This window comes from Allomesorhizobium aridi (genome assembly GCF_043769475.1).
GTDB lineage: Bacteria > Pseudomonadota > Alphaproteobacteria > Rhizobiales > Rhizobiaceae > Allomesorhizobium.
This window is the reverse complement of the sequence record NZ_CP171729.1, coordinates 3,609,823-3,625,318: the sequence shown is the minus strand read 5'-3', so window position 1 is coordinate 3,625,318 and position 15,496 is coordinate 3,609,823. Positions and strand designations below refer to the sequence as shown.

Here is a 15,496-nt window from a genome sequence, read left to right as displayed (position 1 = left end):
ATGACCAAGCATCAAATCATCGACCTCAAGGCCGAGAAAATTTCGGGCGGCGTCGCGTCCGACCAGCGGCATGATTCGGCGCACAAGCATGTTGATGGCTCGGCGATCTACATCGACGACATGCCGGAGCCGGCCGGCACGCTGCATGGCTGCCTCGGGCTATCGACGGTGGCGCATGGGGCAATCCGTGCGATCGACCTGTCGGGGGTTCGCTCGGCGCCCGGCGTGGTCGATGTGCTGACTGCCAGGGATGTGCCCGGCGAGAACGACATTTCGCCGACGGGCCGGCATGACGAGCCGGTGCTGGCCGACGGCGTGGTGCAGTTTCATGGCCAGCCGATCTTTGCGGTGATCGCCGAGACGCGGGAAGAGGCGCGGCGGGCCTGCCGGCTGGCGAAGATTGAATATGACGAATTGCCGGCGATCATCGATGTTGCCGACGTCGATCGGCAAGGCGCAAAGCTCGTGACGCCGCCGCTGACGCTGTCGCGCGGCGATACCGCCGAGGCGATCGCCAAAGCGCCGCGCAGACTGAAAGGCCAGATGCGGGTCGGCGGGCAGGATCATTTTTATCTCGAGGGCCACATCGCCATGGCCGTGCCGGGCGAGGATGACGACGTTACCGTCTATTCCTCGACGCAGCATCCGAGTGAAGTGCAGCATATGGTCAGCCACGCACTCGGCGTGCCTTCGCACGCAGTGACCGTCGAAATCCGCCGGATGGGCGGTGGTTTCGGCGGCAAGGAAACGCAGTCGAACCAATTTGCGGCACTGGCGGCGATCGCGGCCAAGCGGCTGGGCCGCGCGGTCAAGATCCGGCCGGACCGCGACGACGACATGACCGCGACCGGCAAGCGTCACGACTTCCTGATCGACTATGAAGTCGGCTTCGACGACGACGGAAAAATCCACGGCGTCGATTTTTCGTACGCGGCGCGCTGCGGGTTTTCGTCGGACCTTTCTGGGCCGGTCACCGACCGCGCGCTGTTCCACTGCGACAACGCCTATTTCTATCCGGCAGTGAAGGCGGTGTCGGCTCCGCTCTATACCAACACGGTTTCCAACACCGCATTCCGCGGCTTCGGCGGACCGCAGGGCATGGTCGGCGCGGAGCGCGTCATCGACGAGGTGGCGTTCGCGACAGGCAAAGACCCGCTCGAAATCCGCAAGGCCAATTTCTACGGGGTCGGCGAGCGCAACGTCACGCCCTACCACCAGACTTTGGAGGACAACATCATCCAGCGCATCGTGTCGGAACTGGAGGAGAGTTCCGACTATGCGCGGCGGCGGCGCACCATCGATGCGTTCAACGCCAACAGCCGGATCATAAAACGCGGGCTGGCGCTGACGCCGGTAAAATTCGGCATCTCGTTCACCGCCACCCATTTCAACCAGGCCGGCGCTCTGGTGCATGTCTATACCGACGGCTCGGTGCACCTGAACCATGGCGGCACCGAGATGGGGCAGGGGCTCTACGTCAAGGTCGCACAGGTGGTGGCGGAAGAGTTCCAGATCGACATCGACCAGGTGAAGATCACGGCGACGACGACCGGCAAGGTGCCCAACACCTCGGCGACGGCCGCGTCGTCCGGCTCCGATCTCAACGGCATGGCGGCGAAGAACGCCGCCCGCATCATTCGCGACCGGCTCGCCGATTTCGCGGCGGAGAAATATGCGGTGCCGGTCGACCAGATAGAGTTCCTGCCCAACCGCGTGCGCATCGGCAACCAGCAGATCGCTTTCGCCGATCTTATCAAGCAGGCCTATATGGCGCGCATCCAGCTTTCGGCGGCGGGTTTTTACAAGACGCCGAAAATCCACTGGAACCGCGACAAGGGGCAGGGCCACCCGTTCTATTATTTTGCCTACGGCGCGTCGGTGTCGGAAGTGTCGATCGACACGTTGACCGGCGAATATGTCGTGGAACGCACCGACATTCTGCACGAGACGGGACGTTCGCTGAACCGCGCGATCGACCTTGGCCAGATCGAAGGCGGTTTTATCCAGGGCATGGGCTGGCTGACGACGGAGGAGCTTGTCTGGGACGAGAAGGGCCGGCTCAGGACCCATGCGCCATCGACCTACAAGATACCGCTGGCGTCGGACCGGCCGAAGATATTCAACGTGACGCTTGCCGACTGGCCGGAAAACAGCGAGCCGACGATTCATCGCTCCAAGGCGGTGGGCGAGCCGCCCCTGATGCTGGCGATGTCGGTTCTGCATGCACTTTCGGACGCGGTGGCGAGTGTCGCCGGCCACAAGATCTGCCCGCGCCTCGACACGCCGGCGACGCCCGAGCGTGTGCTGATGGCGGTCGAGCGGCTGAGGGCCGAAGCGGCACGCAGATGAGCGGCACCGCCAAGAGCCTGCGGGCTTTCCTCGACGCGTCGCCATTAGCGGCGCTGGTCGAGGTGGCGGAGGCGAAAGGCTCGACCCCGCGCGAGAAGGGCGCGTGGATGCTGGTCTCGCCGGAGAGGATTTTCGGCACGATCGGCGGCGGTCAGCTCGAATTCATGGCGATCGACAAGGCGAGGGACATGCTGGCGGGCGCAGGCGCTGCCCCTCACCCTTACCCTCTCCCCGTGCCCTTCGACAAGCTCAGGACGGGGAGAGGAGGATCGCCAATGTTGACGCCCCCCTCTCCCCGCTCGCGGGGAGAGGGTACGGGTGAGGGGCAGCGCGACGGCGAAAGATTGCTCCTCGACATCCCGCTCGGACCCGAAATCGGCCAGTGCTGCGGTGGACGGGTCGAGGTGTCGATCAGGCTGGCAGACGCGGCGGTTCGATCCATGCTTCTCGAACAAGCCGAGGTCGAAGACGCCAGGCTACCCCATGTCTATCTTTTCGGCGGCGGCCATGTTGGCCATGCGCTGACCGCGGCCTTCGCACTGCTGCCGGTGCGCGTGATCGTGGTCGAAACGCGTGCGGATGCGCTGGAGGGCATGCCGGAAAGCGTCGAGACGCGGCTGACCCCGGTGCCCGAAGAAATGGTCCGCGACGCGTCGGCCGGTTCCGCCTTCGTCGTGCTCACTCACGACCATGCGCTGGATTTCCTGATCGTGGCCGAGGCGCTGAAGCGCGAGGACGCCGCCTATGTCGGCATGATCGGCTCGAAGACGAAGAAGGCGACGTTCAGGAGTTGGTACCTGAAGACCGCCGGCGGCAGCGAAGCCGATTTTGCCCGCCTCGTTTCGCCCATAGGCGGCGATCAAGTGAAGGACAAGCGCCCGGCCGTGATCGCAGCGCTCGCCGCGGCGGAGATCATGACGGCGCTGGCGCTCTCGCTATCGACTGGGAAACATGGCCCCTCATGACAAAATTCCGTTTGAGCCCCCTTCAACGAGAAAACGCAGATGTTTTGCTGGAGGTGATTCGGAATCGTCTGCAAGAACTCTCCGGCGATAATCGTGAACTGCTATTTGCCTATCGTCGCCGACTCCTGGTTAAGCTAACGCATGACGAGCGCGGCACACCGGCCCACCGGAACAAGTTAAAGGTGCTGAAGTTGCGCGAGCAGCAGGGAATTTGCCCTATCTGTTCACAAAATCTTCCTCCGAAATACGCAGAACTCGACCGCTTACAAGCCAGTTTGGGCTACACGCCGGAAAACACTCGTCTTGTGCATCACGAGTGCCATGTCGCCGATCAAGCAAAAAAGGGCTATGTCTGAATTTCGTCTTCGAACGAAGTTTTCATCGACGCCTTTGGCTTCATCCGACTCAAGGACTGGGATCTCGACGCTATGAAACGAAAAGTTCCGGTCATGACAACCGATGAGGAAGCCGAGGCTTTCCTTGAACAGGATCTGTCCGATCTCGATTTTTCCCAGTTCAAGCCTTACCGGTTCGAGTTCGAGAACAAGACCGCTCGGGTCAACATGCGCCTGCCGGAAGGGCAATTGGCGGTGCTGAAGGCGGAGGCCAGAAAGCGAGGTATCCCCTATCAGCGATTCATGCGTGAATTGCTGGAGCGCGGCCTGCAGAATTTGAAAGCATCCTGAGACCGGGCTAGCGCCCCGCCAGAATATCCCGGATCAGACGCTGGCAGCGCTCGGCCATGAAATCGAGCAGCAGGCGCACCTTCGGATCCTGCAGCTTCTTGTGCGGATAGACGGCGGCGAACTGCACCGGCGTCGGCGGCGTGTCGGCGAGGATTATCTTCAGCCGGCGGTCGCGGATGAAGGGCTCGACCTCGAAGCGCGGCTTGTTGATGACGCCGCGGCCGGCCAGCGCCCAGCCGGTCAGGACGTCGCCGTCGTCGGAATCGAAAGGCCCGTGGACCTCGAACTTGGCAGGGCCCGACCGCGTCTTCAACGTCCAGAAATACTCGCGCATGCCGGGAAAGCGCAGCATCAGGCAATCATGCCTGTCGTCGACCAGTTGTTGCGGCTCGGTCGGCTCGCCTCGCGCCTCCAGATATTTCGGCGCGGCCACCAGCACGCGGTCGCATTCCATGATGCCGCGCATCCTGAGGCTCGAATCCTCGATCAGGCCGAGCCTGAAGGCCACGTCGATGCCTTCCTTGAGAATGTCGACGTTGTGGTCGGAAAGCCTAAGCCGCACCTCGATGTCGGGATATTTGTCACGGAAATCCGGGATGCCCGAGGCGATCAACCGGCGTCCGAGCCCCAGCGGCGCGGTGACCTTGATCGTGCCGCGCGGCTGGCCCGAGAGCGCGCTGACGGCGGCCTCGGCCTCGGCGATCGCTTCCAGCACCTGCTTGGCGCCGGAATAGAAGACCGTGCCCTGCTCGGTCGGCATCAATTGGCGCGTCGTGCGGTTGAACAGCCGCACGCCTAGATGCTTTTCCAGTTCCTTGACGCGGTTGGAAGCCACGGCGGGCGAAATGCGCATGTCGCGGCCCGCCGCCGACAGATTGCCCAGTTCGACGACACGGACGAAAACAGCGATGTTGTCGAGGTAGGCCAATTGCCGGCTTCCAATGAGTTTCGGGGGCGACGCTACTATTTTCCAGATTTTTTTGAAAGTCATCGCACACCTGCCCTCTTTCCGTTTGCATCGCAGGCCGTAAAGTCGCGGGTCGGCAGGGAAGGATGGGCATGACCGATTTTGCGATTTTCTGGGATTGGCTGAGTTTCGCCGTGCGCTGGCTGCACGTGATCACCGGCATCGCTTGGATCGGCTCGTCATTTTATTTCGTGGCCCTCGATCTGGGCCTGCGCCAGCGTCCTGGTCTGCCGCAGGGCGCGCATGGCGAGGAGTGGCAGGTGCATGGCGGCGGCTTCTACCATATCCAGAAATATCTGGTCGCGCCGGCCGAGATGCCCGAGCATCTGACCTGGTTCAAATGGGAAGCCTATTCGACATGGCTGACCGGCTTCGCGCTGATGGCCGTGGTTTATTATGCCGGCGCGGACCTCTTCCTGATCGACCGCAATGTGCTGGACGTTTCCGCGCCCGTGGCGATCGGCATATCTGTGGCGTCGCTCGCACTCGGCTGGGTGGTCTACGATCTCCTGTGCAAGTCGCGGCTCGGCAAGAACGACACGCTGTTGATGCTGGTGCTCTACGCGGTCTTGGTGTTCATGGCCTGGGGTTACACGCAGCTTTTCACCGGCCGCGCTGCGTTTCTGCACCTCGGCGCGGTGACGGCAACCATCATGTCGGCCAATGTCTTTCTCGTGATCATCCCGAACCAGAAGATCGTCGTCGCCGACCTGATCGCGGGCAGGAAGCCCGACCCGAAATACGGCAAAATTGCCAAGACGCGCTCGTTGCACAACAACTACCTGACGCTTCCCGTCTTGTTCCTGATGCTGTCGAACCATTATCCGCTTGCGTTCGGAACTCAGTTCAACTGGGTGATCGCCTCGCTGGTCTTCATCATCGGCGTGCTGATCCGGCACTTCTTCAACACACGGCATGCGCGCAAAGGCAACCCGACCTGGACCTGGCTGGCGGCCGCGGTGCTGTTCATCGTCATCATGTGGCTCTCGACAGTGCCGAAGATCCTGACTGGCGAGCCGAAACAGGCGGCGGCCAGCGAGATATTCGTCGCTTCGTCGCATTTTCCGGCGGTGCGCGACACGGTGCTCGGCCGCTGCTCGATGTGCCATGCGGCGGAACCTTCCTATGAGGGCATTCATCAGGCACCGAAGGGCGTGGTTCTTGAAACCGATGCGGCCATTGCCGAGCATGCCCGGGAAATCTATCTGCAGGCCGGGCGCAGCCACGCCATGCCGCCCGGCAACGTGACCGCCATGACGCTCGAGGAGCGGGCGCTGCTTGCGGCTTGGTTCGAGGGAGCGGGAAAGTGAGCTCCTTTCCGATGAAATTTCTGCATATCCGAGCAAGGCTTTTCGCATGACCGATCTTCTGCTTCGTGGACGCACGCTCACCTTTCTGCGCTGGCCCGATTCCACGGACGACCACGGCGCCTTTCGCTACGAGGAAGACGGCGGCCTGCTCATCCGGGACGGCAGGATCGTCGCCGCCGGTTCCTACGCGGATGTGGCGCGGCAGGCGGGCGCGGAGACGGAAAAGATTGACCACCGGCCGCATATGCTTTTGCCCGGCTTCATCGACGCGCATGCGCATTTTCCGCAGATGCAGGTCATCGCTTCGCATGGGGCGGAACTGCTCGACTGGCTGAACAAATACACGTTTCCGGAGGAGACGAAGTTCCGCAATGCGCAGCACAGCCGCCGCATCGCGCGGCTGTTCCTGGACGAGATGGTGCGGCACGGCACCACGACCGTCGCGGCCTACTGCTCGGTGCACAAGCAGTCGGCGGAGGCGTTCTTCGAGGAGAGCCACGGGCGCGACATGCTCAACATCGCCGGCAAGGTGATGATGGACCGCAACGCGCCGGAAGGCGTGCTCGACACGCCGCAATCGGGCTACGACGACAGTAAGGCGCTGATCGGCGAATGGCACGGCAAGGGGCGGCAGCACTACGCGATCACGCCGCGCTTCGCGATCACCTCGTCGCCCGAGCAGTTGGAGATGTCGGGCGCACTTATGCGCGAGTATCCGGACCTGCACATGCAGACGCATCTGTCGGAAAACTACGCCGAGATCGCCTTCACGCAGGAACTCTATCCGTGGTCGAAAGACTACACCGACATCTATGAGCACTACGGCCTGCTCGGGGAAAAAAGCCTGTTCGGCCACTGCATCCATCTGTCGGAGCGCGAAGCCGACGCGCTGTCGGATTCTGGTTCGGTGGCGGTGTTCTGCCCGACGTCAAATCTGTTCCTCGGTTCGGGCCTGTTCGACTATCAGCGCTACCGGCAACGCGAAAAATCGCTGCGCATCGCGACGGCCACCGATGTCGGCGGCGGCACCAATTATTCGATGCTGCGCACCATGGACGAGGGCTACAAGGTGATCGCGCTCAATAGCGAAAAGCTCAACCCGTTCGCCTCGTTCTGGCAGATGACGCGCGGAAATGCCGAGGCGCTGTCGGTCGCCGACAAGGTCGGCACGCTGGAGGCGGGCAGCGATGCCGACATCGTCGTGCTGGACAGCCATGCGACGCCAAGCATGCGGCTCCGAATGGAGACGGTCGAGATGCTGGCGGAGGAACTGTTCCTGCTGCAGACGCTCGGTGACGACCGGGCGGTGCGCGAGGTCTATGTCGCGGGCAAGCCGGCCAAGAGCATCATGGTTGCGAGCGGCGAATGAAAAGTACGTCCTTCGAGGATCGCTGCGCTCGCGCCTCAGGATGAGGAAGGTTGGGCGCCGATCTGCCTCCTCTTGGAAGGCGGCTTCAGGAAACACGGCCTTAAGAAAAGGGACATGGGCAAAAGCCTTCCTCATCCTGAGGTGAGGCGAAGCCGAACCTCGAAGGACGCACCGTCAGGACCGACATATCTCGCTTCCGCGCTATGCTTGACCCAACAATAACGATCGGTCAAAGCGGACGACGAGCTTTCGGAGGAGCATCATGAGCGTCGCCAGCGATATCGAGAAGATCAAGGTCCAGGAAGCGGAACTGGTGTTCCCGGCCTTCGACGAGGCGACGGCGTTCGAGATCGGCTCGGCGCTGCGTGCACGAGCCTTGGCCGAAAATTGGCCGATCATCGTCGACATCAGGCTTTGGGACCGGGCGCTGTTCTATTGTGCGCTGCCGGGCTCGACCGGATCGAACACCGACTGGGCGCGGCGGAAGATCAATGCGGTGAAGATGTTCCTGAAAAGCACCTACCGCATGGTGCTGGAGCAGGATCGCGAGGACAAGACCTTTCCCGCCCGCTTCGGGCTCAGCCCGTCGGATTATGTGCTGGCGGGCGGCGGCTTTCCGATCCGCGTGAAGGGCGCGGGTGTGATCGGCGTCATCGCGGTTTCGGGCCTGCCGGAACGCCAGGACCACGGCATCATCGTCGATGCGCTGTGCAATCATCTGGGGCGGGATAGCGCTTCAATGGCGCTGGCGGCTGCAAGTTGAGTTTCGCGGGAGGGACGCGCCCTTGACTATCGATCCCAAATCCCTCCTCACCGCCGTCTTCAACGCGGCCGTCGCGGCCGCCGATCCGGAACTGACGATCCGCAAACATCTGCCGGAGAAGCCTAGAGGCCGCACCATCGTGGTTGGCGCGGGCAAGGGCTCCGCGCAGATGGCGGCTGCGTTGGAGAAAGCCTGGGACGGGCCGCTCGAAGGCGTGGTCGTCACGCGATATGGCTATGCGGCCAGATGCGAGCATATCGAGATTATCGAGGCGGCGCATCCAGTGCCGGACGCCGCCGGTCTCGAAGCGTCCCGGCGGCTGCTTGAAAGGGTTTCCGGCCTGACGGCCGACGATCTGGTCATTGCGTTGATATCGGGGGGTGGGTCGGCGCTGCTGCCGTCGCCGCCCGAAGGGTTGACGCTTGCCGACGAGATCGCCGTCAACGAGGCGCTGCTTGCCTCGGGCGCGCCGATCTCGGCCATGAACACGGTGCGCAAGCACGTCTCGACCATCAAGGGCGGACGCCTGGCCGCCGCCGCCTGGCCGGCGCTGGTGGTTTCGCTGGTGGTTTCCGATATTCCCGGCGACAATCCGGCGCTGGTGGCTTCCGGTCCAACCGTGCCGGATAAAGGCAGCCGCGCCGACGCGCTGGGCATCGTCGCCGCCTACGGCATGAAACTGCCGGCGGCCGTCATGGCCCATCTGAACTCTCCAGCGGCCGACGCGCCGCGTCCGGACGATCGGCGATTTGCGGACAACGAGGTCCAGGTCATCGCCTCGGCCGCGGTTTCGCTGGAAGCCGCCGCCGCGGAAGCCAGAAAGCACGGCATCGAAACTGTCATCCTGTCCGATTCCATCGAAGGCGAGGCGCGCGATGTCGGCTCGGTGCACGCAGCGATCGCGCGCGAGATCGCTATCCGCGACCGACCGTTCAGGAAGCCGGTGCTCGTGCTTTCCGGCGGTGAGACCACCGTGACGCTGCGGGCGAAAGGCAAGGGCGGCCGCAACAGCGAATTTTTGCTGGCCTTCGCGCTCGGGATCGACGGTGTCGCCGGCGCCCATGCGCTGGCCGCCGATACGGACGGGATCGACGGTTCGGAAGACAATGCCGGTGCGTTTGCCGATGGTTCGAGCGTCGCCCGTATGCGCGCCGCCGGCGTGGCCGCCAAGGCCATGCTCGCCGGCAACAATGCGTGGACGGCGTTCAACGCGGTTGGCGATCTGTTTGTGCCAGGGCCTACGGGGACCAATGTCAATGATCTCAGGGCCATATTGATTCAGTGAGTCGCATGTAGATGTTTGGAGTTTTGCTCGGCGCAGGCCGCATATTCGCGAGCCATTACCAAATTGTTGTCTGTGACAACCCTTTGGCAACGATCTTGGATACAGAAAACTGGAACGCTGATGCGGTGGGACGTGGATTTGCTGGCAGGCCGTCATTTCGGATGTTTGGTACAGAAGCTGATTTGAATGAACATTGGGTCGAGCTTTTTGCCTCCGAAACGACACCTCCCACTGACGGGTGGCCGCGAGTAACCTGTGCGGGGTTCAAATCTGACACTGGCATGATTTTCGTCATGTCGATCATGGGTGGGAACCCGCTGATTTCGGCGAAGATCGAGCCGGGTGAATATTCGCTTTTTGTGGCTGGAAATAATCTTGGTGTTGATCGAAGCCACTTCTCAGAAAACGAGAATGCTGGCAACGCGGATTCATCTATCCGAAAAGATCTGGAATGTTACCGTATCTTCCTGGTACCAGGCCGTCCAAGCAGAGAAGGGCGCATCAAAGATACGTGACCGTCAAGGTCGCTCAGACATCAGCTTCTTCACTGCCTTCATATCGGCCAAAAACCGTGCGCGTTCGGCTTCCTTGTCGGCTCGCTCGCGAATGCGCAGGATGAATGACGGGTGGATGGTCACGAAGATGCGCAGGCCGTCCTCGCGCTGCACTAGGTCGCCGCGCATTTTCGTTATAGGAACCGGCTTGCCGAGCAGCGACTGCGCCGCCGTCGCCCCAAGCGCAACCACTAGATCGGGTTGGATCAGCCGCAGTTCATTGTCCAGCCACCAGCGGCAGGCCCGGATTTCACCGGCATTCGGCTTGGAGTGGATGCGCCGCTTGCCGCGCTGCTCGAACTTGAAATGTTTTACCGCATTGGTGACGTAGGTGATCGTGCGGTCGAGATCGGCCTCCGCAAGGATCTGGTCGAAGACCTTGCCCGCCGGGCCCACGAACGGTTTGCCGGCAAGGTCCTCCTGGTCGCCGGGCTGCTCGCCGACGAACACGACCTTTGCCTGCTGCCGGCCTTCGCCGAACACCGTCTGCGTGGCATCGCGCCACAGCGGACAGCGGCGGCAGCCCTCGGCGATCTCGCGCAACTCGTCGATCGAGGCCGTGTCGCCGCCTTCGCCATCGTCGGTCGGCTTGAGTTCCGGCCAGTGCCTGACCTCCGCCTTCGCGTGGCGCGCAGCTGGCTCGGCAGAAAATCTCGTAATCATCTCTTCACCTCGCACATTGCAGGAATGAGCGGGGCTGGAGGAGGTTCCGGAATGCGTGGGCCGCTCAAACCTCGTGCAGGTAGAGATGGTAATCGAGTTCGCCGACCGTGCGGGCGACGCGCAGGTACTCGGCGCGCTTGATTGCCGTGAACGTGCGGTGGAGGTCAGGTCCGAGCGCTTCCTTCAGGAACTCGGAGGCTTCGGCGGCCTCGATGGCCGAGCGCCAGTCACCCGGCGCGCCGGCCAGCTTCGGTGCGTTCTCGTAGCCGTTGCCGGTCGTCTCCGGGCCGGGATCGAGCTTTTCATCCAGTCCCTTCGAAATGCCGGCAAGCACGGCCGCGGCCACCAGATAGGGGTTGGTGTCGACGCCGGCCGGGCGGTGCTCGATGCGGCGGTTCTTCACGTCTCCGGCAGGCACGCGCAACGCCACGGAGCGGTTGTTGACGCCCCAGGTCGGCGCGATCGGCGCGTAGGACTGCGCTACGAAACGCCGCCATGAATTGGCGTGCGGCGCAAACACCAGCATGGCTTCCGGCATCGTCGCCGCAAGGCCCCCGAGCGAATGCAGCAGCGCCGGCGCCCATTTTGCTTCTTCCGCCTCTGAAAAAATGTTGAGGCCGGAATCGTCCAGCATGGAGACGTGGAGGTGCATGCCGGAGCCGGCATATTTCTCGATCGGCTTGGCCATGAAGCAGGCCGTGACGCCGTGCCTGCGCGCCGCCGCACGCACCAGCCGCTTCAGCATGACGAGATCATCGGCCGCCTGCATGATGTCCTTGCGATAGTGCAGCGTCAGTTCGTACTGGCCCGGCGCATATTCGGAAATCACGGTTTCGGCCGGAATCCCCTGCGCCTTCGCGGCGGCGTAGATGTCGGAGAACAACGGCTCCATGCCGTGCAGATGGTCGACCGAATAGACCTCGGTCTTGCCGCTCTTGCGGCCGTCGAGCACCGCACCAGCCGGCTGCACGCGGCCTTCCGCGTCGCGCTCGTTGGCGAGCAGGAAGAATTCGAGCTCGAAGGCGCCGGCCGGATGCAGGCCCTTTTGCGCGAGCTTGCGGACCTGCCGGGCAAGCGCGTGGCGCGGGTCGGAGGTCATCGGCGAACCGTCCAGATGATACATGGACATCAGCACCTGGCCGCGCGCCGGGCTCGTGCCATGGAGCGGCTTCAGCGTGCCAGGGATGGGCCAGGCGCGCAAATCGCCGTCGCCGGAATCCCAGATCAGGCCGGTTTCGTGGACATCCTCGCCGGTGATGTCGAGGCCAAGGATGGAGATCGGCATGTGCCGGCCGCTCTCGTAGATGGCGGCAAGCTCATGACGGCGGATGATCTTGCCCCGCCCGACGCCATTGGCGTCCGTCAGCACGATGTCGAAGGCTTCTATCTCGGGGTGCTGGTCGAGAAACGCCTTTGCCTCGTCGATCGTCGAACCTGATGGGGACTTCATGCTGCTGCCCTGTTGCCGGAAAGGGGCTTGTCTCACGCCGTGAGTTCGACGGCAACATCGCCGAACGCCGCGACCAGCCGATCGACCTGGCGCTTGGCGGTGGCAGGTGAAACCAGCATCATGTTGTGGAACGGTGCGATCAGACAGCCGCGATTGACCAGCGCCACATGGATCGCCGCTTCGAGGTCGGGCGCATGGGCGGCATACGCTTCCGTGCCATTCCTCAGCGGGCCGGGCGCGCAGATGAATTCAACGCGGGCGCCGACCCGCATAACGTGCCAGGGAAGCGCGCATCTGGCGATCGCGGCGGCGAGCCCGCGTTCCAGCCTCGCAGCGAGCTTTTCCATGTGGGCATAGTTCTTCTCGGTCATCACCTCTTCGAGCGTGGCGTGCATGGCAGCGAATTGCAGCGGGTTGGCCGAAAGCGTGGTGCCGATGCCGGAATAGCCCGGCTCCTTCTTATGGTTGTACGCCTCATAGCGCGCGGCCACGTCCCCGCTCATGCCCCAGATGCTGGCTGGAATGCCGCCGGCGACGGGCTTGCCGAGCACGAAGAGATCAGGCGCGAGGCCGTGCCTGCGCGTGTAGCCGCCCGGACCGGTGGAGATGGTATGCGTCTCGTCGATAAGCAGCAGCGTTCCAGTCTCGCGTGTGATCCTGCGCAGCGCATCGTGGAAACCGGGCGCGGGCAGAACCATGCAGGAGTTGGTCAGCACCGGCTCGGTGATGACGCAGGCGACATCGTTTGCCGCCAGCGCCTTTTTCAGCGCGCCGATATCGTTGAACTCGACAATTTTCGTCGCCTCGGTCAGGTCGCGGAACTCACCGGCCAGACCCGGCTTGTTCACCGCCTTGCCGGCGTCGAGCCGGACAAAGTCTCGTCGACGGCGCCGTGATAGCAGCCGTTGAACACCAGGATTTTTGGCCGGCCGGTCACGGCGCGGGCGACCCGAAGCACGAAGCGGTTGGCATCGCTGGCGGTAGTTGCGATCTGCCAGTGCGGCAGCCTAAATCGCTCTGCAAGCAGCGGCCCGATCGCCAGCGCATCCTCCGAGGGCAGCATGTAGGTCAGGCCGCGCCGGCTCTGGCGGCGGATGGCGCGGGCCACCGGTTTCGGCGAATGGCCGAACATCGAGCCGGTGTCGCCGAGGCAGAAATCGTCCAGCTCGTTGCCGTCGACGTCGGTGATCGTTGCGCCTTTGGCCCGGTCGACTAGGATCGGGAACGGGGTCGGCCAGTCGTTCATCCAGTGCATCGGCACGCCGCCGAAAAAGCCCTTCGCGCCCCTGCCGATGGCAGCCTCGGTTTTCGGCCGGGCCTTCTTGAACAGCGCTGCCTCGCGCGTGCGAATTTCGGAGATGCGCTCGGGCGTGACGCTGGCGTGGCCGGCCTGCATTTTCGATAGGCTCATGGAAACGTCCCCTCCGTGAAACAAATCTATCGGGCGGCGACACGCGCCAGCAACCGAAAGCCGCTATGACACACTCGTGCCGAGCCATGGCAGCGCTCGGAAATGGATCGGTTCGGGGGGAAACATGCGTATTTTTCTGGCGCTGGGCGCACTTCTGCTAACGTGCGGCGCGGTGTTCGCGTCGGGCGGGCTCTGGTGCGACAACGTAGGCGGACCGGTCAAGATCAGCATCCAGAGCGGAGTGACCCGCGGAATGGGTTTTCCGTTTTTCGATTTCCGCGCTTCATCAGAAGTCGATGATGCCACGATCGGCGACGATCTCAGCAAAATATCGTTCGAAGGCGCGCACGTTCCGCAATACTGGTTCCACGGCGAGAACCTGAACATGGTGCTCTATCGTGAGCGAGATACCGAAATCTTCGGGTCGGTCGAAATCACCATCCTGACAAAGGCGGCCGGGGACGACATCGAATACAACGGCACCTATTCCTTCACGGCGTACGATGCCGGCGGCAAAAACGGGCAGGGCAGCACGGTCACCCACACAGGCGAGATTTCCTGCGGGGTCGAATGAGCCTTATCCCGCTCCGGGGAAGTGCCTCGGCCGGCTCCTTCGTCAGCCGGTGATATCGATGACGCCGCAATCGCCGGCTTCGCTGCCGAAGGCGATGCGCCGTTCGTCCTCGTCCCACATCATCGAGGTGATCGCGCCCTTTCCGGGGCGGCGCAGCAGCACTTCCTTGGCGTCAGCGAAGCGCGCGGCGATAATCATGCCGTCGTGGTAGCCGATAGCGACTATCTCCTCGCTGGGATGGCAGGCGACGGTGGTGACCATCGAATTGCCGCGCGTGCCGAGTTCCAGCGGCGCCTTGCCCATCGGCCCGTCCTTGCCCGAGAACGGCCAGACGATGGCCGCAGGCGCGCCGGAACTCGCCAGCCATTTGCCCCTGGCGCTCCACGACAGGCTTTTGACCTTCGCCGGATAGCCGGTCATGCGCATGTGCTTGCCGTCGGCTAATTTCCAGCCGTGCAGGGCGTTTTCCTGCATGGCGGTGACGACGAAATTGCCGTCGGGCGAGAAGGTGATGCCGGTGTGGGCGCCGGCCCATTCGAGTTCGACCGGCTTGCCTTCGGTCGCCGGAAAATGCAGCGTCGCGCCATTGTAGCGGGCGACGCCGAAGCGCATGCCCTTTGGCGCGAAGGCCAGGCCCTCGACCGAGCGCGGATGCACGAATTCCTTGGTCCGCCCGTCGGCGAAACGGACCGTCGCGATCTTGCCGGTGGCAAAGGCGATCGCGCCTTGAGGTCCAGTTGCTACGCTGGTGATCCATTTCCGGCCGGCCTCGGCGACGACCATCGCCTCGCTATCCGGGCCGGTGGCGAAAACCTTGCCGTCCTCGCCGCCGGTGATCAGTTTGGCGCCGGTCAGGTCGAGCGTGGCGCAGAGCAGCCCGTCATTGGCCTGCGATGTCTTGTGGCCGTGGTCGAGGCGGTGGATGGTTCCATCGGCGAGCGCAAAATGCGGCACACCCGTCAAGAAGGCGGCGGCAATGCAATGGCCGGAAAGATCGAGCGGGGCTACTGTGGGCATGACAGGCTATTTCATTCCAGGTTCAGCTGCCCCTCACCCTTACCCTCTCCCCGTAAGGACGGGGAGAGGGGGCACTAGCGTTGGAGCTTTCTCCTTCTCCCGGTACTGCACGGGAAGAAGGTCCGGCAGGGGA

Annotated in this window: 14 protein-coding genes and 1 pseudogene; 10 read left to right on the top strand and 5 right to left on the bottom strand. The window is 63.1% G+C overall.

Annotation, left to right across the window (positions count from 1 at the left end):
- The 4 genes from xdhB (at window position 1) to ACG873_RS19810 (ending at window position 4,000) form a co-directional block, all read left to right on the top strand.
- Window positions 1-2,349 carry a xanthine dehydrogenase molybdopterin binding subunit gene (gene xdhB / locus ACG873_RS19825; protein ID WP_394886942.1) on the top strand — a complete coding sequence of 783 codons (2,349 nt, stop codon included), beginning with the start codon at window positions 1-3 and terminating at the stop codon, window positions 2,347-2,349.
- Complete coding sequence (gene xdhC, locus ACG873_RS19820; protein ID WP_394886940.1) at window positions 2,346-3,314, top strand: xanthine dehydrogenase accessory protein XdhC; 969 nt, start codon at window positions 2,346-2,348, stop codon at window positions 3,312-3,314. Before xdhB ends, xdhC begins: the two co-directional genes overlap by 4 nt.
- Window positions 3,311-3,670, top strand: a complete 360-nt coding sequence (locus tag ACG873_RS19815; protein ID WP_394886939.1) for a hypothetical protein — start codon at window positions 3,311-3,313, stop codon at window positions 3,668-3,670. The genes xdhC and ACG873_RS19815 overlap by 4 nt, the downstream gene beginning before the upstream one ends.
- 72 nt (window positions 3,671-3,742) lie before the next feature.
- Window positions 3,743-4,000, top strand: coding sequence for a CopG family antitoxin (locus ACG873_RS19810; RefSeq protein ID WP_394886937.1), 258 nt, complete (start codon window positions 3,743-3,745; stop codon window positions 3,998-4,000).
- Window positions 4,001-4,007: 7 nt separating this feature from the next.
- On the opposite strand, the gene ACG873_RS19805 is transcribed toward ACG873_RS19810, so the two are convergent.
- On the bottom strand, window positions 4,008-4,928 hold the full coding sequence (locus ACG873_RS19805) for a LysR family transcriptional regulator (protein ID WP_394886935.1): 921 nt from the start codon (window positions 4,926-4,928) through the stop codon (window positions 4,008-4,010).
- Window positions 4,929-5,059: 131 nt separating this feature from the next.
- Between ACG873_RS19805 and ACG873_RS19800 the strand changes: the two genes are divergently transcribed.
- The 5 genes from ACG873_RS19800 to ACG873_RS19780 all read left to right on the top strand — a co-directional run bounded on the left by ACG873_RS19800 (window position 5,060) and on the right by ACG873_RS19780 (window position 10,209).
- A complete protein-coding gene (locus ACG873_RS19800) occupies window positions 5,060-6,277 on the top strand; it encodes a urate hydroxylase PuuD (protein ID WP_394886933.1) in 1,218 nt (405 codons plus the stop codon).
- Between the two features lie 46 nt (window positions 6,278-6,323).
- A complete protein-coding gene (gene guaD, locus ACG873_RS19795) occupies window positions 6,324-7,646 on the top strand; it encodes a guanine deaminase (RefSeq protein WP_394886931.1) in 1,323 nt (440 codons plus the stop codon).
- A 262-nt stretch (window positions 7,647-7,908) separates the two neighbouring features.
- On the top strand, window positions 7,909-8,409 hold the full coding sequence (locus ACG873_RS19790) for a heme-degrading domain-containing protein (protein WP_394886929.1): 501 nt from the start codon (window positions 7,909-7,911) through the stop codon (window positions 8,407-8,409).
- Window positions 8,410-8,431: 22 nt separating this feature from the next.
- The gene (locus ACG873_RS19785) at window positions 8,432-9,694 is read left to right on the top strand and encodes a glycerate kinase type-2 family protein (protein WP_394886928.1); all 1,263 of its coding nucleotides are present in this window, start codon (window positions 8,432-8,434) and stop codon (window positions 9,692-9,694) included.
- 95 nt (window positions 9,695-9,789) lie between these two features.
- Window positions 9,790-10,209 carry a hypothetical protein gene (locus tag ACG873_RS19780; RefSeq protein WP_394886927.1) on the top strand — a complete coding sequence of 140 codons (420 nt, stop codon included), beginning with the start codon at window positions 9,790-9,792 and terminating at the stop codon, window positions 10,207-10,209.
- A 3-nt stretch (window positions 10,210-10,212) separates the two neighbouring features.
- Here the strand turns inward: ACG873_RS19780 and ACG873_RS19775 are convergent, their stop codons facing one another.
- The 3 genes and pseudogenes from ACG873_RS19775 to ACG873_RS19765 all read right to left on the bottom strand — a co-directional run bounded on the left by ACG873_RS19775 (window position 10,213) and on the right by ACG873_RS19765 (window position 13,757).
- On the bottom strand, window positions 10,213-10,911 hold the full coding sequence (locus ACG873_RS19775) for a UdgX family uracil-DNA binding protein (RefSeq protein WP_394886926.1): 699 nt from the start codon (window positions 10,909-10,911) through the stop codon (window positions 10,213-10,215).
- 64 nt (window positions 10,912-10,975) lie between these two features.
- Window positions 10,976-12,361, bottom strand: a complete 1,386-nt coding sequence (locus ACG873_RS19770; protein ID WP_394886924.1) for a glutamine synthetase family protein — start codon at window positions 12,359-12,361, stop codon at window positions 10,976-10,978.
- Window positions 12,362-12,393: 32 nt separating this feature from the next.
- Window positions 12,394-13,757 (bottom strand): annotated as a pseudogene (locus ACG873_RS19765) (aspartate aminotransferase family protein).
- Between the two features lie 139 nt (window positions 13,758-13,896).
- Here ACG873_RS19765 and ACG873_RS19760 point away from each other — a divergent pair.
- Window positions 13,897-14,346, top strand: a complete 450-nt coding sequence (locus ACG873_RS19760) for a hypothetical protein (protein WP_394886922.1) — start codon at window positions 13,897-13,899, stop codon at window positions 14,344-14,346.
- A 42-nt stretch (window positions 14,347-14,388) separates the two neighbouring features.
- Here the strand turns inward: ACG873_RS19760 and ACG873_RS19755 are convergent, their stop codons facing one another.
- The gene (locus ACG873_RS19755) at window positions 14,389-15,363 is read right to left on the bottom strand and encodes a WD40 repeat domain-containing protein (RefSeq protein WP_394886921.1); all 975 of its coding nucleotides are present in this window, start codon (window positions 15,361-15,363) and stop codon (window positions 14,389-14,391) included.
- Window positions 15,364-15,496 lie beyond the last annotated feature (133 nt).